The organism is Bacillus vallismortis, from assembly GCF_004116955.1.
Classification (GTDB): domain Bacteria; phylum Bacillota; class Bacilli; order Bacillales; family Bacillaceae; genus Bacillus; species Bacillus vallismortis.
The window spans coordinates 4,055,876-4,078,217 of record NZ_CP026362.1; the positions used below are offsets into that span (position 1 = coordinate 4,055,876).

At 44.1% G+C, this 22,342-nt stretch carries 25 protein-coding genes and 1 pseudogene; 15 read left to right on the forward strand and 11 right to left on the reverse strand.

Annotated elements, in window-relative coordinates:
- The first annotated feature begins 32 nt into the window (after positions 1–32).
- The 7 genes and pseudogenes from BV11031_RS21465 to BV11031_RS21495 form a co-directional block, all read left to right on the forward strand.
- The gene (locus BV11031_RS21465) at positions 33–797 is read left to right on the forward strand and encodes a tyrosine-protein phosphatase (protein WP_010328856.1); all 765 of its coding nucleotides are present in this window, start codon (positions 33–35) and stop codon (positions 795–797) included.
- A 194-nt stretch (positions 798–991) separates the two neighbouring features.
- Positions 992–2,314, forward strand: a complete 1,323-nt coding sequence (locus BV11031_RS21470; protein ID WP_010328855.1) for a UDP-glucose dehydrogenase family protein — start codon at positions 992–994, stop codon at positions 2,312–2,314.
- Between the two features lie 372 nt (positions 2,315–2,686).
- A complete protein-coding gene (locus BV11031_RS21475; protein ID WP_010328854.1) occupies positions 2,687–3,109 on the forward strand; it encodes a YwqH-like family protein in 423 nt (140 codons plus the stop codon).
- 9 nt (positions 3,110–3,118) lie between these two features.
- Positions 3,119–3,379, forward strand: a complete 261-nt coding sequence (locus tag BV11031_RS21480; protein WP_010328853.1) for a YwqI/YxiC family protein — start codon at positions 3,119–3,121, stop codon at positions 3,377–3,379.
- 18 nt (positions 3,380–3,397) lie between these two features.
- Positions 3,398–5,365 (forward strand): T7SS effector LXG polymorphic toxin, encoded by a 1,968-nt coding sequence (locus BV11031_RS23435; protein WP_010328852.1) that lies wholly within the window; start codon positions 3,398–3,400, stop codon positions 5,363–5,365.
- An 18-nt stretch (positions 5,366–5,383) separates the two neighbouring features.
- Positions 5,384–5,740 (forward strand): hypothetical protein, encoded by a 357-nt coding sequence (locus BV11031_RS21490; RefSeq protein WP_010328851.1) that lies wholly within the window; start codon positions 5,384–5,386, stop codon positions 5,738–5,740.
- A gap of 8 nt (positions 5,741–5,748) precedes the next feature.
- Positions 5,749–5,838 (forward strand): annotated as a pseudogene (locus BV11031_RS21495) (endonuclease V); the annotation flags it as partial.
- A 30-nt stretch (positions 5,839–5,868) separates the two neighbouring features.
- On the opposite strand, the gene BV11031_RS21500 reads toward BV11031_RS21495, so the two are convergent.
- Positions 5,869–6,735, reverse strand: coding sequence for a helix-turn-helix domain-containing protein (locus tag BV11031_RS21500; RefSeq protein ID WP_010328850.1), 867 nt, complete (start codon positions 6,733–6,735; stop codon positions 5,869–5,871).
- A gap of 156 nt (positions 6,736–6,891) precedes the next feature.
- Here BV11031_RS21500 and BV11031_RS21505 point away from each other — a divergent pair, with 156 nt between their 5' ends.
- On the forward strand, positions 6,892–9,180 hold the full coding sequence (locus tag BV11031_RS21505) for a beta-L-arabinofuranosidase domain-containing protein (RefSeq protein ID WP_010328849.1): 2,289 nt from the start codon (positions 6,892–6,894) through the stop codon (positions 9,178–9,180).
- 58 nt (positions 9,181–9,238) lie between these two features.
- Here BV11031_RS21505 and BV11031_RS21510 read toward each other — a convergent pair whose 3' ends face one another.
- On the reverse strand, positions 9,239–10,120 hold the full coding sequence (locus BV11031_RS21510) for a LysR family transcriptional regulator (RefSeq protein WP_010328848.1): 882 nt from the start codon (positions 10,118–10,120) through the stop codon (positions 9,239–9,241).
- Between the two features lie 122 nt (positions 10,121–10,242).
- Between BV11031_RS21510 and BV11031_RS21515 the strand changes: the two genes are divergently transcribed.
- Together BV11031_RS21515 and BV11031_RS21520 are read left to right on the forward strand one after the other, a co-directional pair.
- Positions 10,243–10,788, forward strand: coding sequence for a flavodoxin family protein (locus BV11031_RS21515; protein WP_010328847.1), 546 nt, complete (start codon positions 10,243–10,245; stop codon positions 10,786–10,788).
- On the forward strand, positions 10,785–11,009 hold the full coding sequence (locus BV11031_RS21520; RefSeq protein ID WP_010328846.1) for a hypothetical protein: 225 nt from the start codon (positions 10,785–10,787) through the stop codon (positions 11,007–11,009). The genes BV11031_RS21515 and BV11031_RS21520 overlap by 4 nt, the downstream gene beginning before the upstream one ends.
- Before the next feature lie 27 nt (positions 11,010–11,036).
- On the opposite strand, the gene chrA is transcribed toward BV11031_RS21520, so the two are convergent.
- From chrA to chrS, 3 genes are read right to left on the reverse strand one after another with little or no spacing between them, the layout of a single operon-like run.
- Positions 11,037–11,573, reverse strand: coding sequence for a chromate efflux transporter ChrA (gene chrA / locus BV11031_RS21525; RefSeq protein ID WP_010328845.1), 537 nt, complete (start codon positions 11,571–11,573; stop codon positions 11,037–11,039).
- On the reverse strand, positions 11,570–12,163 hold the full coding sequence (gene chrB / locus BV11031_RS21530; RefSeq protein ID WP_039075273.1) for a chromate efflux transporter subunit ChrB: 594 nt from the start codon (positions 12,161–12,163) through the stop codon (positions 11,570–11,572). The genes chrA and chrB overlap by 4 nt, the downstream gene beginning before the upstream one ends.
- A gap of 14 nt (positions 12,164–12,177) precedes the next feature.
- Positions 12,178–12,654, reverse strand: a complete 477-nt coding sequence (gene chrS, locus BV11031_RS21535) for a chromate efflux transcriptional regulator ChrS (RefSeq protein ID WP_010328843.1) — start codon at positions 12,652–12,654, stop codon at positions 12,178–12,180.
- A 213-nt stretch (positions 12,655–12,867) separates the two neighbouring features.
- On the opposite strand from chrS, the gene ggt reads away from it, so the two are divergent.
- Entirely contained in the window at positions 12,868–14,445 is a 1,578-nt protein-coding gene (ggt, locus tag BV11031_RS21540) for a gamma-glutamyltransferase (RefSeq protein ID WP_010328842.1), read from the forward strand.
- 4 nt (positions 14,446–14,449) lie between these two features.
- Here ggt and BV11031_RS23140 read toward each other — a convergent pair whose 3' ends face one another.
- The 4 genes from BV11031_RS23140 to BV11031_RS21555 form a co-directional block, all read right to left on the reverse strand.
- Positions 14,450–14,650 carry a DUF4181 domain-containing protein gene (locus BV11031_RS23140; protein WP_276569925.1) on the reverse strand — a complete coding sequence of 67 codons (201 nt, stop codon included), beginning with the start codon at positions 14,648–14,650 and terminating at the stop codon, positions 14,450–14,452.
- An 18-nt stretch (positions 14,651–14,668) separates the two neighbouring features.
- On the reverse strand, positions 14,669–14,800 hold the full coding sequence (locus BV11031_RS23215) for a hypothetical protein (RefSeq protein WP_010328841.1): 132 nt from the start codon (positions 14,798–14,800) through the stop codon (positions 14,669–14,671).
- A 156-nt stretch (positions 14,801–14,956) separates the two neighbouring features.
- Positions 14,957–15,574: a flavin reductase family protein gene (locus BV11031_RS21550; protein WP_010328840.1), complete on the reverse strand. Its 618-nt coding sequence runs from the start codon at positions 15,572–15,574 to the stop codon at positions 14,957–14,959.
- A gap of 168 nt (positions 15,575–15,742) precedes the next feature.
- Entirely contained in the window at positions 15,743–16,378 is a 636-nt protein-coding gene (locus BV11031_RS21555) for a CotG/ExsB N-terminal domain-containing protein (RefSeq protein ID WP_010328839.1), read from the reverse strand.
- Positions 16,379–16,523: 145 nt separating this feature from the next.
- Here BV11031_RS21555 and cotH point away from each other — a divergent pair, with 145 nt between their 5' ends.
- Entirely contained in the window at positions 16,524–17,615 is a 1,092-nt protein-coding gene (gene cotH / locus BV11031_RS21560) for a spore coat protein CotH (protein ID WP_010328838.1), read from the forward strand.
- Between the two features lie 37 nt (positions 17,616–17,652).
- On the opposite strand, the gene alsR is transcribed toward cotH, so the two are convergent.
- The gene (alsR, locus tag BV11031_RS21565; protein WP_010328837.1) at positions 17,653–18,540 is read right to left on the reverse strand and encodes an acetoin biosynthesis transcriptional regulator AlsR; all 888 of its coding nucleotides are present in this window, start codon (positions 18,538–18,540) and stop codon (positions 17,653–17,655) included.
- Positions 18,541–18,698: 158 nt separating this feature from the next.
- On the opposite strand from alsR, the gene alsS reads away from it, so the two are divergent.
- The 3 genes from alsS (at position 18,699) to BV11031_RS21580 (ending at position 21,865) form a co-directional block, all read left to right on the forward strand.
- Complete coding sequence (alsS, locus tag BV11031_RS21570) at positions 18,699–20,411, forward strand: acetolactate synthase AlsS (RefSeq protein ID WP_010328836.1); 1,713 nt, start codon at positions 18,699–18,701, stop codon at positions 20,409–20,411.
- Positions 20,412–20,472: 61 nt separating this feature from the next.
- Positions 20,473–21,240, forward strand: coding sequence for an acetolactate decarboxylase (budA, locus tag BV11031_RS21575; RefSeq protein ID WP_010328835.1), 768 nt, complete (start codon positions 20,473–20,475; stop codon positions 21,238–21,240).
- A 97-nt stretch (positions 21,241–21,337) separates the two neighbouring features.
- A complete protein-coding gene (locus tag BV11031_RS21580; protein WP_010328834.1) occupies positions 21,338–21,865 on the forward strand; it encodes an NAD(P)H-dependent oxidoreductase in 528 nt (175 codons plus the stop codon).
- A gap of 39 nt (positions 21,866–21,904) precedes the next feature.
- On the opposite strand, the gene BV11031_RS21585 is transcribed toward BV11031_RS21580, so the two are convergent.
- The gene (locus tag BV11031_RS21585) at positions 21,905–22,207 is read right to left on the reverse strand and encodes a DUF3892 domain-containing protein (RefSeq protein ID WP_010328833.1); all 303 of its coding nucleotides are present in this window, start codon (positions 22,205–22,207) and stop codon (positions 21,905–21,907) included.
- Positions 22,208–22,342: the final 135 nt, after the last annotated feature.

The window sequence follows — 22,342 nt, forward strand, 5'->3', positions numbered from 1 at the left end:
ATTTATTTTTGCGAAAAAAAGGGGGCTAAGACATGATAGATATTCACTGTCACATTCTTCCGGCAATGGATGACGGGGCAAGCGCTTCGGCCGAAAGCATAGAAATGGCAAGAGCCGCTGTTCACCAGGGAATCCGAACCATTGTAGCGACACCGCATCATAAGAACGGTGTGTATGAAAACGAGCCGGCGGCAGTTAAAGAAGCGGCAGCTCAGTTAAACAAACGTTTAATCAAAGAAGACATCCCGTTAACCGTGGTTCCGGGTCAGGAAATCAGAATATACGGCGATTTGGAGCGGGACCTTGCTGAACGGCAGCTGCTCCCGCTGAATGATACAAAATACATCCTGATTGAGTTTCCGTTTGATCAGGTTCCCCGCTACGCGGAGCGGCTTTTTTATGATTTGCAGCTGAAAGGCTATATTCCGGTTATCGCCCATCCGGAACGGAACATGGAAATACGCGAAAACCCGTCGCTTCTGTATCATCTTGTGGAAAAAGGAGCGGCAGCTCAGATTACGTCAGGTAGTCTTGCGGGGATTTTCGGAAAACAGCTGAAAGCCTTTTCTCTTCGGCTGGCTGAAGCCAATATGATTCATTTCGTAGCCTCAGATGCCCATAATCTGAAAACAAGAGACTTTCGTTACCAGGAAGCTTTTGCTGTTCTTGAGAAAAAATTCGGAACGGATTTACCCTATATGCTGACGGAAAACGCCGAGCTCCTGCTGCAAAATCAGACAATCTTCAGACAGCCTCCGCAGCCGCTCAAAAGAAGAAAATTATTTGGGCTCTTGTAAACAGCCGATTCTCCTATCACCACTTTCTTTCTGAGCGCGATATAATAGTATATTGTATGATTGAATCACATTTCAGAAATCTGTACAGGCTGCACCCGACAGGCTAAGCGGGAGATCATCCGCATTCATGATAGGATGTTCTCATACGATAATACGAAGCTGCAAAGCAGCAATTTAACTGTTGGAGGGAAACAATGAATATAACAGTCATCGGAACAGGTTATGTCGGTCTTGTGACAGGTGTTTCTCTTTCTGAGATTGGACATCATGTAACCTGCATTGATATTGACGCTCACAAGATTGATGAAATGAGAAAGGGCATTTCCCCCATATTTGAACCGGGTCTTGAAGAGCTGATGAGCAAAAATACAGCTGGTGGACGGCTGAATTTTGAAACGAGTTATGAGAAAGGCTTGGCGCAGGCAGACATTATTTTTATAGCGGTCGGAACACCGCAGAAAAGCGACGGGCACGCCAATCTGGAGCATATTACAGATGTGGCCAAACGCATCGCCCGGCATGTCAAACGGGATACTATCGTCGTAACGAAAAGCACAGTGCCCGTCGGGACAAACGATTTGATTGAGAGGCTGATCCATCAACATCTTGCGGAGCATGTCAGCATCTCGGTCGCATCCAATCCTGAGTTTTTGCGTGAAGGATCGGCAATCTATGACACGTTCCACGGCGACAGGATCGTCATCGGAACAGCGGACCAGACAACAGCCAAGACGCTTGCGGAGCTTTTCCGCCCGTTCCAAATCCCGATTTATCAGACGGATATCCGAAGCGCCGAGATGATCAAATATGCCTCAAATGCTTTTCTAGCCACTAAGATCAGTTTTATCAATGAGATTTCGAATATATGTGAAAAGGTCGGCGCTGATATTGAAGCGGTCGCGTCTGGCATGGGACAGGATCAGCGGATCGGAGGCCAGTTTTTAAAAGCCGGCATAGGCTACGGCGGCTCTTGTTTTCCGAAGGACACTAACGCCCTCGTGCAAATTGCCGGCAATGTCGAGCATGATTTTGAGCTGCTGAAATCGGTCATCAAAGTCAATAACAATCAGCAGGCGATGCTGGTAGATAAAGCGCTGAACAGGCTCGGCGGGGTGACGGGAAAAACGATTGCCCTTTTGGGACTGTCATTTAAACCAAATACGGATGATATGAGGGAAGCGCCGTCGATTGTCATCGCAAACCGTCTCGCTGCGCTCGACGCCCATATGAGAGCCTACGATCCCATTGCCGCGGACCATGCGAAGCGTGTTCTGCCAGAAGCTGTTGAATATAAAGAGACAATTGAGGAAGCCGTCAAAGGCGCTGACGCTGTCATGATTTTAACCGACTGGGCCGACATTAAACAATTCCCGTTAGCGGCCTATCAGAACTTGATGGAAACGCCGCTCATCTTTGACGGCAGAAATTGCTACACATTAGATGAAGCAGCTGCTGCAGGGGTGGAGTATTATTCTGTTGGACGGAAGGCTGTTGTTCCGGCAGGTGCAATTCAATAGTTGGAAAAGAGAAAACTGGCTGGGAGCCAGTTTTTTTCTATTTTACTAAGATCTAAAGCGAAAAAAATAACAAAATCAGAATGTGCTCTTTCGACAAGAGACACATCATGAACATCTGTTTCTTTCAAGTGCCTTTATAACTACGACTTTAGGTGTTTTTATATTTGAAATCGCTCTCATTAGCTGCAAGACGAACAAAAACAAGATGATAGACCTACGAATTGTGAGGGTTATAAGTTTAATTTAAGCCGTTTACCCTATTTATGCCGCCTTTCGGCTATTTTAAAATATAATATATGGAAATAAAGTATGGAAAAGTCTATCTTCATCAGCTCATCCATACGACTTTTTGAGTATTAAGAGGTGATTCAGATGGGTTATGAAAGTAAGCTGGCGGATATCAAAAGTTCGCTCAACGGAAAAATTTCCGATATCGAAGACAAGATCGAAAAGCTGAAAAAAGCAAAAAAGGACATAGACACACTGCAAGAAGAGGCCATTACTGAAATCAAAGACATTGTGAAACCGGATTTGGGCAAGCACTGGACGGGAACAAAAGCGGATGATTTCGACAAGGGCAGAGAAGAGGCGAAATCGGAAGCTTCCAAGATTGTGAATGATAAGTATAACGAGTATATGGCTTCTATTAACGGAAAAATTTTAAATCTTGAATTGGATAAAGCCACTTATGCGTCGGAATTGTTCATAGCAAATGGTGCAGAAAATCTTCTTAAAAAGGGAGAAGAATTCGCGGAAGAAGTCGGAAATACAATTAGACAACTAAAATGGTGGTGATCTTTTTTTATGTCAGAAATTAAGCTGAAATACGACACTGTTATCAAAACATTGGATTCTGTCAAAGATGCGCTGGCTGATGTATCAATCGGAGCCGCCGGATCCAATGGCAAGAACAATCTGGAATATACGAAAAAATACCATGAGCGCGAGGCAAGCATTAAAACCATGCTGGGCGATTATAAAAAAGCCGTCCAAAAAAACATAGAAGACACGAAAGACAATGTTGACTCACTGAAGGAGCAGGACGAGGCAATTGGCGCAAAATAGCATAGAAAGGGCTGTGCAATGAGTAAAGTATTCGAATCAAAGACTTTAATCGAAGAAGCGAAAAGCAGAAAAAAGCAATATGAAACGCTTGAAGAGCAGTTAGAAACCCTAAAAAAAGCGTTTCAGGCTGTAGCCGATCTAGGTCAAGATTTTACAGGGAAAGGCGCAGACAACATCAAAGATTTTTTTCAAGGACAGGCGGATATTGTAGACACGTGGCTGAAGCTTGTCTCGGCACAAATCGCTTTTTTAAAAGGGATTTCAGGGGATATCAAAGAAAAAGAATTAAAAGATCATTATGTGGAAACGTCATATCTGGAAAACGAGCTGACAAACGGGAGTTTGAAAGCGTCTGAAATCGTCTCCGCGCACAAATTGGAGATTGATAACATTCTCGCCGATCTTGTCGGCATTTTGGATTTATCCTCTTATTCTCTTAACGATTACGCAGACAAGATGTACGACGCACAAAAAATCCGGCGCGATACGATTACAGCGGTTGATGAATTGGACGAGTCGCTGACCACAGAATATCAAAATCTGCAGTCGCTCGATAATGCCGTGCTTGCTAAGTACACCGCTTTAATGCAAGCAACAAGCAAAGGAAAAAGCGCCTCTCCCATTCACTACAACAAAAAAGCATTCACCTCAAGCGAAGTGTATAAAGGTGCGATAGAAGCGGAAAAACAAGCGACGTCTTATATTGAGGCGAAAGAACAGCAAGCAGAAGCAAGGCGCCTTCAAGAAAAAGCGGAAGAAGAAGCGAATAAACCATGGTACGAAAAAACATGGGATGGCGTCTGCACCTTCACAGGCGAAGTCACCGGCTATTATGATACGATAAGAGCAACCGAAGGCTACGACCCTGTCACAGGAGAAAAACTTTCCACAGCCGAACGCGTCACAGCCGGCGCCATGGCAGCCGCAGGGTACATCCCGGTCGTCGGCTGGGCAGGCCGCGCCTTCAAAGGCGGAAAAGCCATCTACAAAACCGGAAAAGCGGCTATCGCGGCCGAACACGCATTAGACGCCTACAAAACAGGCAAATCCTTAGACATTCTCAAAATGTCAGAAATGGGCGCATACGGCCTTGTTGCTTCTAACGGATTCTCAGAAGCGGTTACTGGACGGGATATGTTTGGTAACGAAGTGTCAGAGGAGAAGCGGAAGCAAGGTGGGCTGGAAGCGGCTTTGAGTTTAGTTGGTGCAGGGGCACTGGCGAAACATGTAGATAAAGGCATACCGTTTGCAACTCATTCAAAAGTCAAACAAGCTAACAAGACACTAGAAAAAGTCAAACAATTCAAAGTCCCAACAAACGTCCGCGTGTACGCAGAACGCCCTGTAACTCCGGATGGCTCCACATTCGGAATCCCGACTGTCCGTGTAGATGTGGAAAGAACGGCTGTGAAGGATCTTGGGATTGTGAAGATGGCTAGTGGTGGTAAAGGTAGTAAGGGTACGGGTAAAGCTCTGAGTAATAAAAACGTAGCAGTAGGAGAAGAGATTATTATCCAAAGGGTACTGAAAGCAGAACTTGATTTAACGCCCAAAATTACACCATACAAATCTTTGAGTAGGGGTCAGCAGAAAAAAATAAAAGAAAAGATTGAAAATCGTACAGTAACAAAGGAAGAATATAAAAGATATCAATGGGATAAAAGATTTTCAAAAAGAAGAGCTGCAGGGGTTAATGAATTTTGGAAGCAAGAAAAGAAAAGAATTTTAGATGGAGAACCTACAACAAGGGATTGGACTAATGAACAGATACAAGAGATTTTAAAAGGAAAAAAACCTAAATATAATGGGCACTCAATAATTGGACATCATACTTATAATGCTATGAATTATCCACATATATGTAATAGAGGAGAATTAATTTATCCTGTAACTGGCAGGGAACATTTAAAGGGTTGGCATGGAGGAAGCTATAGAAAAAATGCCCCTGGTAGACCTGTTAACCCAAATTATTTAGAAGAATTTTAATGGAGAGGAGAAAAATAGATGAGTAAAATAGCAATTAAGATAAGCTATAACGGTTCATTTAGTAAATGTGTAGTACCCTTAAGAAAGTACACTGGTTTAGGAATTACAGAGATAAAAAATAAAATTGAAAACAAAGATTTTATTGCCGAAACGGATGCAAATGATATTGATGATTTGGAAAATTTAAAAGGATTAATTGATAACTTGTTGAAGTTAGGTGCAGATGTGAAATTATTTGATAGCGATGAGTATGGTGAAGGAATTTTCGATTATCAAGAGATTTCTTACGACGAATTTATAAATAATATTGACCGATTAAAAGAAATTATGGAAGAATTACAGGATTACGATGACGCTATATCTGACGAAGTTTAAAATGAGGAAATCAACAAAGCAGGCTGCCAATCCCTGTCCGTCTAGCTGATCTAGAGACACATGTCTTGCGAACGTTCTATCGGAAAAACCACGTGTAACACTTGCAGACCAAGAACTGCAAGTGTTTTTTATGGGTTCCTGTATAGCTCGTTTATATATACAGACGGGGCTACTCCTGTGACCCGTTTGAACACTCTGCTGAAGTAATAAGGGTTAGAAAAGCCTAATGTGCTGCTGACCTCAGTTACGTTTAAGTTGCTTGTTTTGAATAGATCAATTGCCTGTGCGATCAGCAGTTCATTTTTATAGGCTGTGATGCTTTTCCCAGTTTGCTTTTTGAAAAGGGAGGAAAGGTAGGCATAATTCATTTCTAACTCGTTCTCAAAATCTTTGCTGACCAGTTTTGCATGCTTGTTACGATGCAGAAATTCAATTATTCGGCTGATGATCCTTGAAGAGCGGGTGCCGGCCTGGCCATTTATCGCATTGCTATACAGGTCAATAAACAATTGATAGGTGAGTGAACACGCTTGGAGCGCGCTGAAAGCGCTTGGCGAGTCTAAGGCATGAATCATGCTGCTCAGTTGTTTTTCTGTGTACTCACAATGAGAGACAGATCCACTTTTTGGAAAGGTTAATTGCGATGAATAGGTGCGATCGAGAAGGATTGGTGAATTGTGAAATGGATAAAACTCGTCCTTCTGATCCAGAGAAGGATCGGCATAAAAATGAATGTAGTACCATTCGGTGCCGGGTGTGTAAAAATCGCCTCCCCAATGTGTTGTATTATTTTTAAGAAAAAGATATCCTCCCGCTTGAATGCGGTACTCATTTTCTTTCTCAAATACATGGATTGCGCCGTGTTTTACGTAAAAAAAGACATTGATGCTTTCCATCGTCCTGTCAGGATGCCGTAACGTCCCTTCTGTATCCTTCATATGTCCGGCTTCACGGATTTTAGGGAGATGATTAGCTTGGAGTTTGACTTCATACATGGCTTCACCATCTTTCGCTATACTTATCTCCAGTGTAACGGGTTTCATCTAAAAAAAGGATATGTTTTTGATAAATAGTGAATTCACATTCCTTATCATCATCTGGATAATGAAAGCATCACCATGAATGATGAAACGTGATAGGGGGAGATCAAGATGGAAGATGTAACATTGTTAAAAGGCATGTTTTATGATTCTCAGATGAAAGGGAAGGAATATTTGCTTTTTTTGGATGTAGACCGCCTTTTGGCTCCTTGTTATGAGGCTGTATCACAGACGCCTAAAAAACCGCGCTACGGCGGGTGGGAGGCAAAGGAGATTGCTGGGCATTCGGTCGGCCATTGGCTGTCCGCCGCATCAGCTATGTATCGGGCATCCGGGGACGAAGAGCTGAAACGGAAAACAGCGTACGCAGTGAATGAACTGAGTCATATCCAGCAATTTGATCAAGAGGGATATGTAAGCGGTTTCTCTAGGGCGTGTTTTGATGAGGTGTTCAGCGGTGATTTTCGGGTGGACCACTTTAGTCTGGGAGGTTCTTGGGTGCCGTGGTACAGCCTCCATAAACTGTTTGCGGGATTAATAGATACGTATCGGCTGACCGGCAATCAGACGGCTTTACGTGTTGTCGTCAAACTGGCTGACTGGGCAAAAAAGGGGCTGGATCGCCTGAACGATGAGCAATTTCAGCGAATGCTGATTTGTGAGCATGGCGGTATGAATGAGGCGATGGCTGATCTTTACATGCTGACGAAAAACAAAGCATATCTTGAACTTGCGGAACGTTTCTGCCATCGCGCCATTCTTCAGCCTCTGGCGGAGGGGAAGGATGAGCTTGAAGGAAAGCATGCCAATACCCAAATTCCAAAGGTGATCGGCGCCGCCAAGCTGTACGACATTACTGGCAATGAAGCGTATAGGAATGCAGCGCTCTTCTTTTGGGAACAGGTTGTCTATCAGCGTTCCTACGCAATTGGCGGCAACAGTATCGGAGAGCATTTCGGAGCAGAAGGCAGCGAGGAGTTAGGGGTGACGACCGCGGAAACGTGCAATACGTATAACATGCTGAAATTGACAGCGCATTTATTCCGGTGGTTTCAAGAATCCAAATTTATGGATTACTATGAAAATGCGCTTTATAATCACATACTTGCTTCCCAAGATCCCGATTCGGGCATGAAAACCTATTTTGTTTCTACACAGCCGGGGCATTTTAAGGTGTATTGTTCACCGGAAGATTCTTTTTGGTGCTGTACCGGCACGGGAATGGAAAACCCCGCGCGCTATACGAAGCATATCTATCATATAGACCGAGACGATCTGTATGTGAATTTATTTATTCCTTCTCAAATACATGTGCGGGAAAAACACATGCTAATCGCCCAGGAAACCTCTTTCCCAGCAGCGGAACAAACCAGGCTGATGGTGAAAAAAGCCGATGGCGTGCCTATGGCGCTTCATATTCGCATACCTTATTGGGCACATGGCGGCCTTAAAGCTGCGGTCAATGGGAAACGAATTCAGCCGGTTGAGAAAAACGGGTATCTTGTGATTCATAAACATTGGAACACAGGTGATTGTATTGAGGTTGATCTGCCGATGAAGCTCCATCTGTATCAAGCGAAGGACGATCCTAAAAAAAACGTCCTGATGTATGGACCGGTCGTATTGGCTGGAGCACTTGGGACCGAGCGCTTTCCTGAAACAGATATACTTGCTGATCATCTCGCTCTTAATAACCATCCGTTAATTGATGTCCCTGTATTGGTAGCGGATCAGGGTCAGTTGGATCAATGGGTGACGCGGGTAGATGAATCATCACTCGTTTTTCAAACGAAACCGATCGGCCAGCCGGGGAATAAAGAAATGACTTTAATGCCGTTCTACAATGTGCATCATCAGCGATATTCCGTGTACTGGTACGTGATGAGCGAAGAGGAATATCTTGATTTTACAGATGAAGAAAAAGAAAAGCAGGAAATCATCAGACGCATAACAGTAGATGCCGTTCAGCCGAATGAACAGCAGCAGGAGATAGAACACCACCTGAAAAAACAAAACTCTTACTCCGGTTACGCGGATATTGTTCACAGAGGCTGGCGAGACAGCAGAGGAGACGGCTTTTTCAGTTATGAGTTGAAAACAGAGCCAAGTCAACCCATGTATTTGCTAGTCACGTATTTTGGAAGTGATGATACCTTTCAAGCGGAAGAACAAACATACGAAAGACATTTTGAGATCATGATCGATGATCAATTACTGGCCAGGCAGCAGCTGAAGGCAAATCACCCGGGAAAGCTTTTTGATGTATGTTATGACATTCCAGTTGCTTATACGAAAGGAAAAGAAAGAGTAACCGTCACGTTTAAATCTAGAGAGGAAACAGCAGCTGGCGGAGTGTTTGGGGTCAGGATGATAAATGAAAAAACGGTTTTCAATAAATAATATCACTATCAATTGCTTGTTCACTCAAAAACTTGCGACCCATAGGCCGCAAGTTTTTTTATTTAAATGTTTTCCGCGTCAAATCGATAAAAGCCTTTAATGGCGCAGACATCCACTTGTCCTTATGCCATGCTAATTGAGTGAAAACGGGGCAATCGCTCTGCCAATTGAGTTCTTTCATCTGGCCTGCTGCAATATCATCTTTTACTGTCATTTCAGGCAAGATTCCGATTCCAAGTCCGGCCATGACGCATTGTTTGATGGCTTCTATGCTGACGAATTCCAGTTTGTTAGGGTAGACACCGGAGTTATGTAAAGTGTTCTCAAAGAGCGTGCGGTACGAGCAGCCGTCCTCTGTCAGCAGAAGAGTTTCGTTTTGAAGATCCTTCAATGTTACTGGTGAATCCACAGGAAAAAGATGGTCGTTAGCAGCCACCATTTTGATCTCATCCTGAATCAAAGATTCCACGTGCAATGTGTCGTCCGGCCTGTTTACATCCAAGATGAAGGTAATATCAAGCTGGCCCTGTATGAGCTGTTCTTTCGCTTGTTCATTGGAGATATATGGTTTGAATATGAGCTTTACTTGTGGAAAAGCGAGCTTAAATTCTTTTATGATAGGCGGAAGGCGGTATGTGCACTGGCTTTCCGTCGCCCCGATTTTTAAAGTGCCTGTTGTTTCTTTTACTTGATTTGCGGCCATTTTTGCTTCTTCTGTTAATGTAATGATCTTCTCCGCATAGGACTTGAATGTTTTACCGGCTTCTGTCAGGACGAGCCGCTTGCCGAGCCGCTCGAATAAAGGAGTCCCGATTTCTTCTTCAAGTGATTTGATCTGGGAGGTAACGCTTGATTGCGCATAATTAAGCATCTTGGCGGTAAGGGTGAAGTTTACCTGTTCTGCCGCTGTAATAAAGGTGATCAACTGCTTCAATTCCACCTGTTCTCTTCCTTTCTAAATCGGTTTTATCGATTGAATTCATCGAAATAATCATCTGTATTGATTGATGAATCCATTATATGATGAAGAAAATCATTCGTAAACAAAGGAGCAGATGCATCATGAAAATTGCGGTTATTAACGGCGGAACTCGGCCTGGCGGGAATACGGATATTCTTGTGGAGAAAATTGTTCAAGGATTCGACGCGGAACACATTTATTTGCGTCAATATCATATTCTTCCAATGGAAGATTTGCGGCATGCTGAAGGCAACTTCTGCCCGGTTCAAGATGACTACGATTCAATCATTGAGCGGGCATTGCCATGCGATATTCTTATATTCGCTACCCCCATTTATTGGTTCGGTATGTCAGGAACGTTAAAGCTATTTATTGATCGCTGGTCTCAGACATTGAGAGATCCCCGATTTCCTGATTTTCAACAACAAATGTCGATGAAGCAGGCATATGTGGCGGCAGTGGGCGGAGACAGCCCTAAAATAAAGGGGCTACCGTTGATTCAGCAATTTGCGCATATTTTTGCATTCATGGGGATGCCTTTTAAAGGCTATATATTGGGAGAAGGCAATCGTCCCGGCGATCTTCTTCATGATCATCAGGCGCTGTCCGCTGCGAGCCGATTATTGAAAAGAAATGATACGATATGAAGTTTCTGTTATCAATCATTGCTGGCATGCTGATGCTGGCATTCTTTTTCATTTGGATAGCGCCGCCTGCTGATTGGGTTCAAATTGAAACTACTAATTCGTATCAGACTAAGAAATCTGTGAGGATGGCAGGGGCTACGCTGCAAATCAAGCACATCAAGAAGAATGATGCAGGCGAAGAAACAGTTATCATATCGTACGGTATTTCGGGACCAAAATAAAAAAGCACCTGTTTCGGGTGCTTTTCTTTACAAATGAGGGATCACAAGGCCGCCATACAAAAATGCCGCGATAATCAGAAATGCGGGATGCATCTTGAATTTGGTCATGGCAAGGAGGGAAATCCCTGCAATCACTCCCGATTGGATCCAGCCGATAGCTTGAATGCCATCAGCGCCGATTTGCCAAGTAAGAATGAGCATCATGACCGCGATGACAGGCTGGACGGATAGCGTCATGCCCTTGATGATGGGCGATTGGCGGAAGCGCTGAATGATGCGCAGCAGGACGATCAATGCGAGCGCCGACGGTACGACGGTTGCGATCAGGGCAACCAGAAAGCCGGGCCATCCGCCGGCGCTGTACCCGACATAGGCGGCGATTTTGGTTGCGATCGGGCCCGGCAATGCGTTCGCAAGCGCGAGCATATTAGAGAATTGCTCGTTAGAGAGCCAGCTGTATCTGTTGACAACTTCTTCAAACATCAGCGGGATAGACGCGGGTCCGCCTCCGTATCCGAGCAGGTTTGCGATTAAAAACGCCATAAATAAATAAATCATGGTCATGAGGCTGACATTCCTTTATCTTTTGAATGTTTATTTGTCATTTTGTCTTTCAATTTAAAATGAAACGCTCCGTACGCTAAGAAAATGATAATGACAAGTCCGGGATTGATCTGTAGCGTTTGCAGGCCGATAAAAGCGATAATGAAAAATAGGATACCGGTGACCCAGCCGAAACCTTTAAGCGCTTTTTGGCCAAACTCGTACGCCATAATGCCAAGCATTACTGCAATCACTGGTGTTACGGCACCTATCATGCCAGCAACAACGGCTGAATGGCTTAAGACATTTACAGCTGCAAACAGGCCCACCATCGCAAGACATGTAGGCAGAATGTGGGCGAGTGTCGCCACGATTGCACCTAACGTGCCTTTCAGCTTGAAGCCAAGATACGCAGCCATTTTTGTGGCAATCGGTCCGGGAAGCGCATTCGCAATCGCTAATATTTCTCCGAATTCGTCATCATCAATCCATTTATATTTATTGACCGCTTCATGGCGGATCAGCGGAATCACAGAAGGTCCGCCGCCGAACCCTAAAATTCCGGTGCGTACCATTGCGGCCGTCATATCCCGATAAGGATGGTTTTTCATTCGTTTCTCTCCTTTTACAGCTTCATTCCCATGCGGCTTTTGTATCGTTTGATCAGCATCTGGCAATCAACGCTGACGACGCCTCGCAGCGGATACAGCCGTTTTGTTAAAAACTCTTCCATTTCTTGATCGTTGGCAAAGATCCCGTGCATATGCAGCTTGCTCGGTCCTGTCATGTGATAAAGGCTGGTGACCGCGGGCTCTTCCTCAAGCTTGAGAGCGACCTCTTCTAAAAACTGCGGCTCGACCTCGACATTGAAAAACACGGATACATGGTTGCCGATTTTAGCAGGGTTAATGACAGCGGTGAATTTTTCAATAACACCGGCTTCGATTAACTGGTTGATGCGAGACTGTACGGCGACTCGTGATAAATCAACTCTTTTGCCAAGATCCGTATAAGATATCCTGCCTTCCTCGTGCAAAATGGTGAGAATTTGTTTGTCGATCTCATCAAGAACAAGGTTGGGGATTTGATATTCATGACTCAATTGCTCCACCTGCTTTCGTTGCCTTTTAGCCTTCATTTTATCACAAAAATTACGTTTTGAATGAAAATTTTTTCGTTTGTTTTCAAAACGAATAAAAAATTGCCTTTTTGTTTTCGAAAAGGAAAAAATTCGTCAGTTTTTCTGCCGGATTTGTAGATGTGGAATATCAGGCTCTCTATACTGAAGAAAATTTCTTCAAAAAGGGGACTTGTGATGAACAAATCTGTCATCGGTACAAAGCAAATGGTCGTCAGCCCGCATTATCTTGCTTCTCAAGCTGGAAACCGCATTTTGGATAAGGGAGGAAATGCGTTTGATGCCGCTGTTGCTGTGAGTGCTTGTCTGGCAGTTGTGTACCCGCATATGACAGGGCTTGGCGGGGATTCCTTTTGGCTGGCCTTTCATCAGAGAACAAAGAAGGTGAGAGTTTACAATGGAAGCGGCCGTTCGGGAAAAAATGTGACGAGAGCTGTATATAAAGGGAAAAAGGCGATCCCGCTGCGGGGAATTCACAGTGCCATTACAGTGCCGGGGATGGTTGATAGCTGGGATGCGGTACTGAAGGAGTACGGACGTATGTCGCTTGCGGAGGTGCTGGAGCCTGCACACGGCTATGCCCAACATGGTTTTCCAGTATCAGCTGATCAGTGCCGTCACACAGAAACAAATCTTGAACTGCTGGCCTCCACGCCTTATACGGCCGACATCTTCACAAGAAGCGGCAGAGCGCCTGTCCCGGGAGAGCGGTTTGTGCAAAAAGAACTTGCAGACAGTTTGAACATGATTGCTGAAAAAGGAAGAAGCGCGTTTTATGAAGGAGACATCGCTCAGCGAATGGTCTCGTATTTACAGCATAATGGCAGCTGCATGTCACTCGATGATTTTAAAGCGCACCAAGGCGAGTGGGCTGAGCCTGTATCAAGTGATTACAGAGGGTACAGGGTGTATCAGGCACCGCCGAACTCGCAGGGATTCACCGGTTTACTGACGTTGAACATTTTGGAAAACTATGATTTCCGTCACATTGAGCACGGCTCTTTTGAGTATTATCATGTGCTTGTGGAGGCGTTGAAAAAGAGCTTTATAGATCGGAATGCCGTCCTGACTGATCCGGCGTTTGCTGACATCCCGCTTGAAAGGCTTTTGGACAAAATATATGCGAAACAATTGGCGGAAGAAATCGGTTATCTGGCGGAACCGGCGAAAAGCAGGCCGGTTGGAAGCGACACGGCATATGCGGCCGTCATCGATGCGGATGGCAACGCAGTGTCATTCATTCAAAGCTTGTACTTTGAATTTGGCTCGGCAGTCACTGCTGGCGATACAGGCATATTACTGCAAAACCGAGGGTCATTTTTCTCATTGGATCCAAATCACGCCAATACGCTTGAACCGAGAAAGCGCAGCTTCCATACACTGATGCCGGCTATGGCCTGCAAAGACGGAAAACCGAAAATCCTGTACGGCACACAAGGCGGCGAGGGCCAGCCGCAAACCCAGACAGCCATCATTACAAGAATGCTGGACTACGGAATGCATCCGCAGCAGGCAATCAGTGAAGCGCGCTGGGTATGGGGCAGAACGTGGGGAGAGGAATATGAAGGTCTTAGAGTCGAGAGCAGGTTCACAAAGGATACCATTGAAAGGCTGAAAGACAGGGGACATCTCGTGGAGGTTGTCGGTGACTATGATCCATTGATGGGACACGCTGCGGCGATCATAGTGGATGAGGAAGGCTTCCTCCAAGGCGGAGCCGACCCGCGGGGAGACGGAGCGGCTGTGGGGGTTTGAGGTGCTAGATGAAAATACAAATACAAATATAAATGAAAATGATGAGAGATAAAAAAGTACTAAATAAGTAGTGTACGTATTGTTTTTCTTCACGCTCATATTTCCATTCCATAAATGTACGGAAACCATTTATCACGAATAGAAAGAAAACAAGCATCATCTCTGGCGGAAAGCGTAATAAAGAAAAACCTAATAAAATGAGCAAAATGACTTCCAGCAGTCCTTATGTGCTATTCACAGGTTTATACCACCAAGACGGTTTAGAGATGCCTAGTTTTTTTCGGGCATAGACATAAAAAACAGTATTGATAAAAACCGCGACCAGTATCACAATCAAAAAATGAGTGCCTGACATATAAATCCCTCCTAATCTATCTGTATATACGGCGTAAAGAGGAAAAACGTTTCATAAAAGAACACCCGATGTTCACCGGGTGTTCTTTTTATAGGCAACACTTTATGATCTCAAGGTCTTTTTGACTAGTTTCTTCTATTTAAATAGTCCTTTTGTTCAGCTGGGGCGAATGAGCGTAAATTCTTCGCCGAGCTTCGCATAGTGGTTGCCTGCTAATCTTGAGGCGGGTTTTAATTCGTCAGTCAAAACATATCCTTTTTTTGCATCATACACCTTTTCATCGAGGTGGAAACAGACGACTCTGCCGATGAGCAGATCCGCTGTGGTGACGCCTTGGTCATTGTCGAACGTCATATGCCGCTCTAGTGTGCATTCAAAGCGAATGCGGGCTTCCTTAATGCCGGGAACCGAAACAGCTTTGCTTTCGACGGAGTGAAGCGAGGTGCATGTGAGTTCGCTTTCGTCCGGCCCTAAGCTTGCCGCCGTTTCATTGATGTCTTCAATGATGGCTTCATCACTGACATGAACGACAAATTCTCCGTTCTCCACCGCGTTTCGAGCTGTATCTTTTTGGCGTCCTCCCGCCCGGTTAACAGAAATGCTGAGAAGCGGAGGATCTGAGCTGACAACGTTATAAAAACTAAAAGGCGCGGCATTTACCGCTCCGCTTGAAGAAAGTGTGGTTACAAAGGCAATAGGGCGGGGGATGACGGCACCTGACAATAGCTTGTATGTGTCTTTGGCACTTAGCTGATCAGCTTGAAATATGTACATAGCAACAACCGTCCTTTATCGTTAGAATACCTTGATTATAACGGAATGGTCTCAAGGAAACCAAATGCTGGGTGGTTGCATATGTTATGTCATGACATATATCTAATATAGGGAAATGAAAAATAGGCTCCGTACGTCTGCCGGCAGCCTATGGATTGATAAACATATTTATTTGTATTTCTTTTTGACTACCCAGCAATTGCCATCTTTCCAGAACTCTTTTTTGCTGTGAAAATCATCGTCTTTTTTGTGGCGATAGTGGTGGTGCGGTTTTTTGTAGTGCTTTTTGTGAGATTTTTTATCTGGATAATATGGTTTGTTGTGTGACCGGTATGACTTTTTGCAGCTGCGGGATCTTCTCTTGTGAGAACAGTACGATTTTTTATGGCTGCGAGATCTCTTGTGAGAACAGTACGATTTTTTATGGCTGCGAGATCTCTTGTGAGAACAGTACGATTTTTTATGGCTACGAGATCTCTTGTGAGAGCAGTACGATTTTTTATGGCTGTGGGATCTCTTGTGAGAACAGTACGATTTTTTATGGCTGCGGGATCTCTTGTGAGAACAGTACGATTTTTTATAGCTGCGGGATCTCTTGTGGGAGCAATACGATTTTTTATGGCTGCGAGATTTTTTGTGGGAGCAGTATGATTTTTTATGGCTGCGAGATTTTTTGTGAGATCCGCACGACTTTTTATGGCTGCGTTTTTTTCCTTGAGGCTCCTGATATAAATAGTCTTTTAAACCTTCTTTTTTTGCGGATTTCACCGCTTCTTTGATGTCAGAATGGGAATAGTGGCCCAATTTGAAATCCTCCTTTTTTGAAAATGATGTTAAGGATTTAAGATCCTTATTACCCACATAGTACGCAAGTGTTTAAAAAGTGTATAAGTGTTCCGCTGAGATCACACAAAAATAAAAAGCCTAAATAGATAAGGGGGGCGTATGGATGAAGAATCAATCTCATTTACCGCTTTATCAGCTGTTTGTTCATCCAAAAGATTTGCGTGAATTAAAAAAGGATATATGGGACGATGAGCCGGTGCCGGCTGTCATGAAAATCAATCAAAAAAGGCTGGATATTGATATTGCTTATCGGGGATCACATATCAGGGACTTCAAAAAGAAGTCATACCATGTTTCTTTTTTTCAGCCGAAAACATTCCGCGGCGCACGGGAGATTCACTTGAATGCGGAGTATAAAGATCCTTCCATGATGAGAAACAAGTTGTCTTTGGATTTTTTCTCAGAGCTTGGGACGCTGGCACCGAAGGCAGAGTTTGTGTTTGTAAAGGTGAATGGGAAAAATGAAGGGGTTTATCTTGAACTTGAATCCGTTGACGAGTTTTATTTAACGAAAAGGAGGCTGGCGGAAGGGGCAATTTTTTATGCGGTTGATGATGATGCTAATTTCTCTCTAATGAGCGATTTGGAAAGGGAAACGAAGACATCGCTTGAGCTTGGATATGAAAAGAAGACAGGGACTGAGGAAGATGATTTTTATTTACAGAATATGATCTTTAACATAAATACTGTCCCTAAAGCTCAATTTAAATCAGAAGTGACAAAACATGTGGATATCGATAAGTATTTGCGCTGGCTCGCCGGCATTGTATTCACCTCAAACTATGACGGGTTTGTCCACAACTACGCGTTGTATAGAAACAGCGAAACCGGATTATTTGAGGTGATTCCTTGGGATTATGATGCCACCTGGGGCAGGGATATCCATGGCGAGCGGATGGCTGCCGATTACGTAAGAATTCAAGGATTTAATACACTAACCGCCCGGATTTTGGATGAACCCGATTTTCGGAGGTCTTACAAGCACCTGTTAGAAACAACGCTCCACTCTCTTTTTACAATAGAATATATGAAACCGAAGATAATGGCGATGTATGAACGGATTAGGCCGTTTGTCCTGATGGACCCATATAAAAAGAATGACATTGAGCGTTTTGACCGTGAGCCAAATGTGATATGTGAATATATATTGAAAAGAGCTGACTATCTCAAAAGTGAGCTTGATGTGTTATCCTGACGATAAACAGGCGATCCGGAGAACGGGGCGCCTTTTTTTATTTCCGGTCATTTACCGATTTGCATATATCAACAAATTGTCCCAGTACAGGGTTTTGGCTGTCTTTTCGATAGGCGATGATCCATTCTGCTTTGAGCTGAAAATGGTCAACGCTTCGATACGTAACATCAAGATTAAACAGCCGTCTGGCCGAGGATGGGACAATGGTAATGCCGATACCCGCTGTCACCAATCCGATCACCATTTGATATTCTGTCGCTTCCTGAACGATATTCGGCACAAAACCCGCGTTTTCACAGAGTTGAATAAAATCGGTATATAACGTGGGCCACGCTTCTTTGGACAGGGTGATGATCGGTTCGTTTTCCAAATCTGTAATGTCGATTGATGTTTTTAATGCAAGCGGATGCTGCTTTGGCAATGCAAGGATGCATGGACTGCTTTGGGTTGTCTCAATTTGCAGCTCGGGATGTTCTAACGGCGGATGGAGAATGCCGATGTCGATATTTCCTTTGAGCAATTCCTCCTGCTGCCGGTATGAAGCGATTTCTTTCAGTTCAATTTTCACAGAGGGAAATTTTTTACGGTATTCCCGGATGATCGGCGGCAGAAATTCATATGTAGCTGATCCGACAAAACCAATGACGAGATGGCCGTGCTCGCCGCGAGCCGTTCGCTGGGCCAGTTCAATTGCTTGATCAATTTGCATCAATGCGGTGCGGCAATGATGCAAAAATATTTCCCCTGCCGCGGTAAGCTCCACAAATCGTTTTGTCCTCTTGAGAAGCGTCACCCCGACTTCTTTTTCCAGCTGTTTGATCTGCTGGCTGAGAGGAGGCTGTGTCATGTTCAGCCGAAGCGCAGCTTTTCCGAAATGAAGCTCTTCGGCTACTGCGATAAAGTATTGAAGATGGCGAAGCTCCATTCAATATGCATTCCTTTCTTAGGTTAATAATTCGTAATACATATTAATCATAAGGCGAATCGATATTGGAGGTCAATTTCCAAAGAGTGTATAGTGAAACATATCACAAGAAATATTTAAAATTTTATGTTTAAAATGCATAATAAGGAGTGAGGGTGTTGACAAAAGCAACAAAAGAACAAAAATCCCTTGAGAAAAGCAGAGGGGCGGAGCTTGTTGTTGATTGCTTAGTGGAGCAAGGTGTCACACATGTATTTGGCATTCCAGGTGCAAAAATTGATGCGGTATTTGACGCTTTACAAGATAAAGGGCCAGAGATTATCGTTGCCCGGCATGAACAAAATGCAGCATTTATGGCGCAAGCAGTCGGCCGTTTAACTGGAAAACCTGGAGTTGTATTAGTCACATCAGGACCAGGTGCTTCTAACTTGGCAACAGGACTGCTGACAGCAAACACTGAAGGTGACCCTGTCGTTGCGCTTGCTGGGAACGTGATCCGTGCAGATCGTTTAAAACGGACACATCAATCTTTGGATAATGCGGCGCTATTTCAGCCGATTACAAAATACAGTGTAGAAGTTCAAGATGTAAAAAATATACCGGAAGCTGTTACAAATGCATTTAGGATTGCGTCAGCAGGTCAGGCTGGGGCCGCTTTTGTGAGCTTTCCGCAAGATGTTGTGAATGAAGTCACAAATACAAAAAGCGTGCGTGCTGTCGCAGCGCCAAAACATGGTCCTGCAGCAGATGATACAATCAGTGCGGCCATTGCAAAAATCCAAACAGCGAAACTGCCTGTTGTATTAGTCGGCATGAAGGGCGGAAGACCGGAAGCGATTAAAGCGGTCCGCAAGCTTTTGAAAAAAGTGCAGCTTCCATTCGTCGAAACCTATCAAGCAGCCGGGACTCTTACAAGAGACTTGGAGGATCAATATTTTGGCCGTATCGGTTTGTTCCACAACCAGCCGGGCGATTTATTGATTGAGCAGGCGGATGTTGTTCTGACAATCGGCTATGATCCAATTGAATACGATCCGAAATTCTGGAATGTCAATGGTGACCGGACGATTATCCATTTGGATGAAATACTGGCTGACATTGATCATGCTTACCAGCCGGAGCTTGAATTGATCGGTGATATTCCATCTACAATCAATCACATTGAACACGATGCTGTGAAAGTGGAGTTTGCTGAACGTGAGCAGAAAATCCTTGCAGATTTAAAACAATATATGCATGAGGGTGAGCAGGTTCCTGCCGATTGGAAATCAGACAGAGTGCATCCTCTTGAAATTGTAAAAGAACTGCGAAACGCAGTCGATGATCATGTGACAGTGACTTGCGATATCGGTTCACACGCGATTTGGATGTCTCGTTATTTCCGCAGCTATGAGCCATTAACATTAATGATCAGTAATGGTATGCAAACACTCGGTGTTGCACTTCCTTGGGCAATCGGCGCCTCATTAGTGAAACCGGGAGAAAAAGTCGTATCTGTCTCTGGTGACGGCGGTTTCTTATTCTCGGCGATGGAATTAGAGACGGCAGTTCGTTTAAAAGCGCCAATTGTCCACATTGTATGGAACGATAGCACATATGACATGGTTGCATTCCAGCAACTGAAAAAATATAACCGTACATCTGCGGTCGATTTCGGAAATATCGATATTGTAAAATATGCGGAAAGCTTCGGAGCAACCGGCTTACGCGTAGAATCACCAGACCAGCTGGCGGATGTGCTGCGTCAAGGTATGAACGCCGAGGGTCCTGTCATCATTGATGTACCGGTTGACTACAGTGATAACATTAATTTAGCAAGTGACAAGCTTCCGAAAGAATTCGGGGAACTCATAAAAACGAAAGCTCTCTAGCACTCTGCACATCACGACACTGTTTGATGAACAGCACTAAACAAAAGGAGTGAAGGGAATTATGAAACGTGAAAGCAACATTCAAATGCTAAGCCGCGGACAAAAAGAGAAGCCTGTGAGCCAGATTTATCAAGTATCAACAATGACTTCTCTATTGGACGGGGTGTATGACGGGGATTTTGAACTGTCAGAGATACCAAAATACGGAGACTTCGGTATCGGAACCTTTAACAAGCTTGACGGAGAGTTGATTGGATTTGATGGTGAATTTTACCGTCTCCGTTCTGACGGTACTGCCACTCCGGTCCAAAACGGGGACCGTTCTCCATTCTGTTCATTTACGTTCTTTACACCGGATATGACGCACAAAATTGATGCGAAAATGGCACGTGAAGAATTTGAAAAAGAGATCAACAGCATTCTGCCAAGCAAAAACTTATTTTATGCGATCCGCATTGACGGATTGTTTAAAAAAGTGCAGACAAGAACGGTAGAACTGCAAGAAAAACCTTACGTACCGATGGTGGAAGCGGTCAAAACGCAGCCAATTTTCAACTTCGACAATGTGAGAGGAACAATCGTAGGTTTCCTGACACCAGCCTATGCAAACGGAATCGCCGTTTCTGGCTATCACTTGCATTTCATTGACGAAGGCCGAAATTCAGGCGGACACGTTTTTGATTATGTGCTTGAAGATTGCACGGTTACGATTTCTCAAAAAATGAACATGAATCTCAGACTTCCGAATACAGCGGATTTCTTTAATGCCAATCTGGATAACCCTGATTTTGCTAAAGATATCGAAACAACGGAAGGAAGCCCTGAATAACAGAAAAAAGAAAGCCTTTTTGTACAGGGCTTTCTTTTTATTTGGCTCTTTTCCTGAATTTAGATAAAATAACGTCAAAAGGGCAAGGAGTGGTCTGATGAAAATATTGGTGCTGGCAGTTCATCCACATATGGAGACTTCAGTCGTGAATAAGGCATGGACAGAGGAATTGAGTCAACATGAGAATATCACAGTACGGGAGCTCTATAAGGAATACCCGGATGAAGCGATAGATGTTGCGAAGGAGCAGCAGCTTTGCGAGCAATATGACCGGATTGTCTTCCAATTTCCGTTTTATTGGTACAGTTCCCCGCCGCTCTTAAAAAAATGGCAGGATCTTGTGCTGACTTTTGGCTGGGCTTTTGGTGCAGAAGGAAACGCCCTGCATGGCAAGGAGTTGATGCTGGCTGTATCAACGGGGAGTGAAGCGGAAAAATATCAAGCGGGCGGAGCGAATCACTACTCAATCAGTGAGCTTTTGAAACCGTTTCAGGCCACGAGCAATCTAATCGGGATGAAATATCTGCCTCCATATGTGTTCTATGGCGTGAAATATGCAACCCAAGAGGAGATTGCCCTTAGTGCCAAACGGTTAACCGAATACATCCAACAGCCTTTTGCTTAAAATAAGCCCTGTCCAGCATGCGACAGGGCTTTTTTAAAATTAAAAATCCGGCAGCTCGGACAGGTTATTTTCCTTCAAACCGTCCGGTTCACTTCGCAAAATATCTCGACCATATTTATGGAAGACATCAACATGAGCGAGTTTTCCCTCTTTTGCTTCTGACAGTGCAGAAGGATAGTCGAGCTCTCTACCTATGTTTGTTTTCACTGCGATAATATTGTCTTCCTCATTTCTTCTGACGGCAACTATTTCTTCTTTTCCAGGTGGTGGAACAGATTGCTGCTGCTCCGCCGTTGTTTCCCGGTCTTTATACGCTTCATAGACTGCTTCAAATTGATCCATACGTACACCTCCTTTTTTTAACGTGAACTAAAATACTGACGATCATGTATGCATTCGACAATATTTCCTGAGAAATATCTATGGGTTTTGACAAATCGATCCATGATTTGCGAAGAAAAAAGGGATTCCGCATGA

Coding starts and splice junctions, on each gene's coding strand:
- BV11031_RS21465 (WP_010328856.1), top strand. CDS start 33: ATGATAGATATTCACTGTCACATTCTTCCGGCAATGGATGACGGGGCA.
- BV11031_RS21470 (WP_010328855.1), top strand. CDS start 992: ATGAATATAACAGTCATCGGAACAGGTTATGTCGGTCTTGTGACAGGT.
- BV11031_RS21475 (WP_010328854.1), top strand. CDS start 2,687: ATGGGTTATGAAAGTAAGCTGGCGGATATCAAAAGTTCGCTCAACGGA.
- BV11031_RS21480 (WP_010328853.1), top strand. CDS start 3,119: ATGTCAGAAATTAAGCTGAAATACGACACTGTTATCAAAACATTGGAT.
- BV11031_RS23435 (WP_010328852.1), top strand. CDS start 3,398: ATGAGTAAAGTATTCGAATCAAAGACTTTAATCGAAGAAGCGAAAAGC.
- BV11031_RS21490 (WP_010328851.1), top strand. CDS start 5,384: ATGAGTAAAATAGCAATTAAGATAAGCTATAACGGTTCATTTAGTAAA.
- BV11031_RS21500 (WP_010328850.1), bottom strand. CDS start 6,735: ATGTATGAAGTCAAACTCCAAGCTAATCATCTCCCTAAAATCCGTGAA.
- BV11031_RS21505 (WP_010328849.1), top strand. CDS start 6,892: ATGGAAGATGTAACATTGTTAAAAGGCATGTTTTATGATTCTCAGATG.
- BV11031_RS21515 (WP_010328847.1), top strand. CDS start 10,243: ATGAAAATTGCGGTTATTAACGGCGGAACTCGGCCTGGCGGGAATACG.
- BV11031_RS21520 (WP_010328846.1), top strand. CDS start 10,785: ATGAAGTTTCTGTTATCAATCATTGCTGGCATGCTGATGCTGGCATTC.
- chrA (WP_010328845.1), bottom strand. CDS start 11,573: ATGACCATGATTTATTTATTTATGGCGTTTTTAATCGCAAACCTGCTC.
- chrB (WP_039075273.1), bottom strand. CDS start 12,163: ATGAAAAACCATCCTTATCGGGATATGACGGCCGCAATGGTACGCACC.
- ggt (WP_010328842.1), top strand. CDS start 12,868: ATGAACAAATCTGTCATCGGTACAAAGCAAATGGTCGTCAGCCCGCAT.
- BV11031_RS23215 (WP_010328841.1), bottom strand. CDS start 14,800: ATGTCAGGCACTCATTTTTTGATTGTGATACTGGTCGCGGTTTTTATC.
- BV11031_RS21550 (WP_010328840.1), bottom strand. CDS start 15,574: ATGTACATATTTCAAGCTGATCAGCTAAGTGCCAAAGACACATACAAG.
- cotH (WP_010328838.1), top strand. CDS start 16,524: ATGAAGAATCAATCTCATTTACCGCTTTATCAGCTGTTTGTTCATCCA.
- alsR (WP_010328837.1), bottom strand. CDS start 18,540: ATGGAGCTTCGCCATCTTCAATACTTTATCGCAGTAGCCGAAGAGCTT.
- budA (WP_010328835.1), top strand. CDS start 20,473: ATGAAACGTGAAAGCAACATTCAAATGCTAAGCCGCGGACAAAAAGAG.
- BV11031_RS21580 (WP_010328834.1), top strand. CDS start 21,338: ATGAAAATATTGGTGCTGGCAGTTCATCCACATATGGAGACTTCAGTC.
- BV11031_RS21585 (WP_010328833.1), bottom strand. CDS start 22,207: ATGGATCAATTTGAAGCAGTCTATGAAGCGTATAAAGACCGGGAAACA.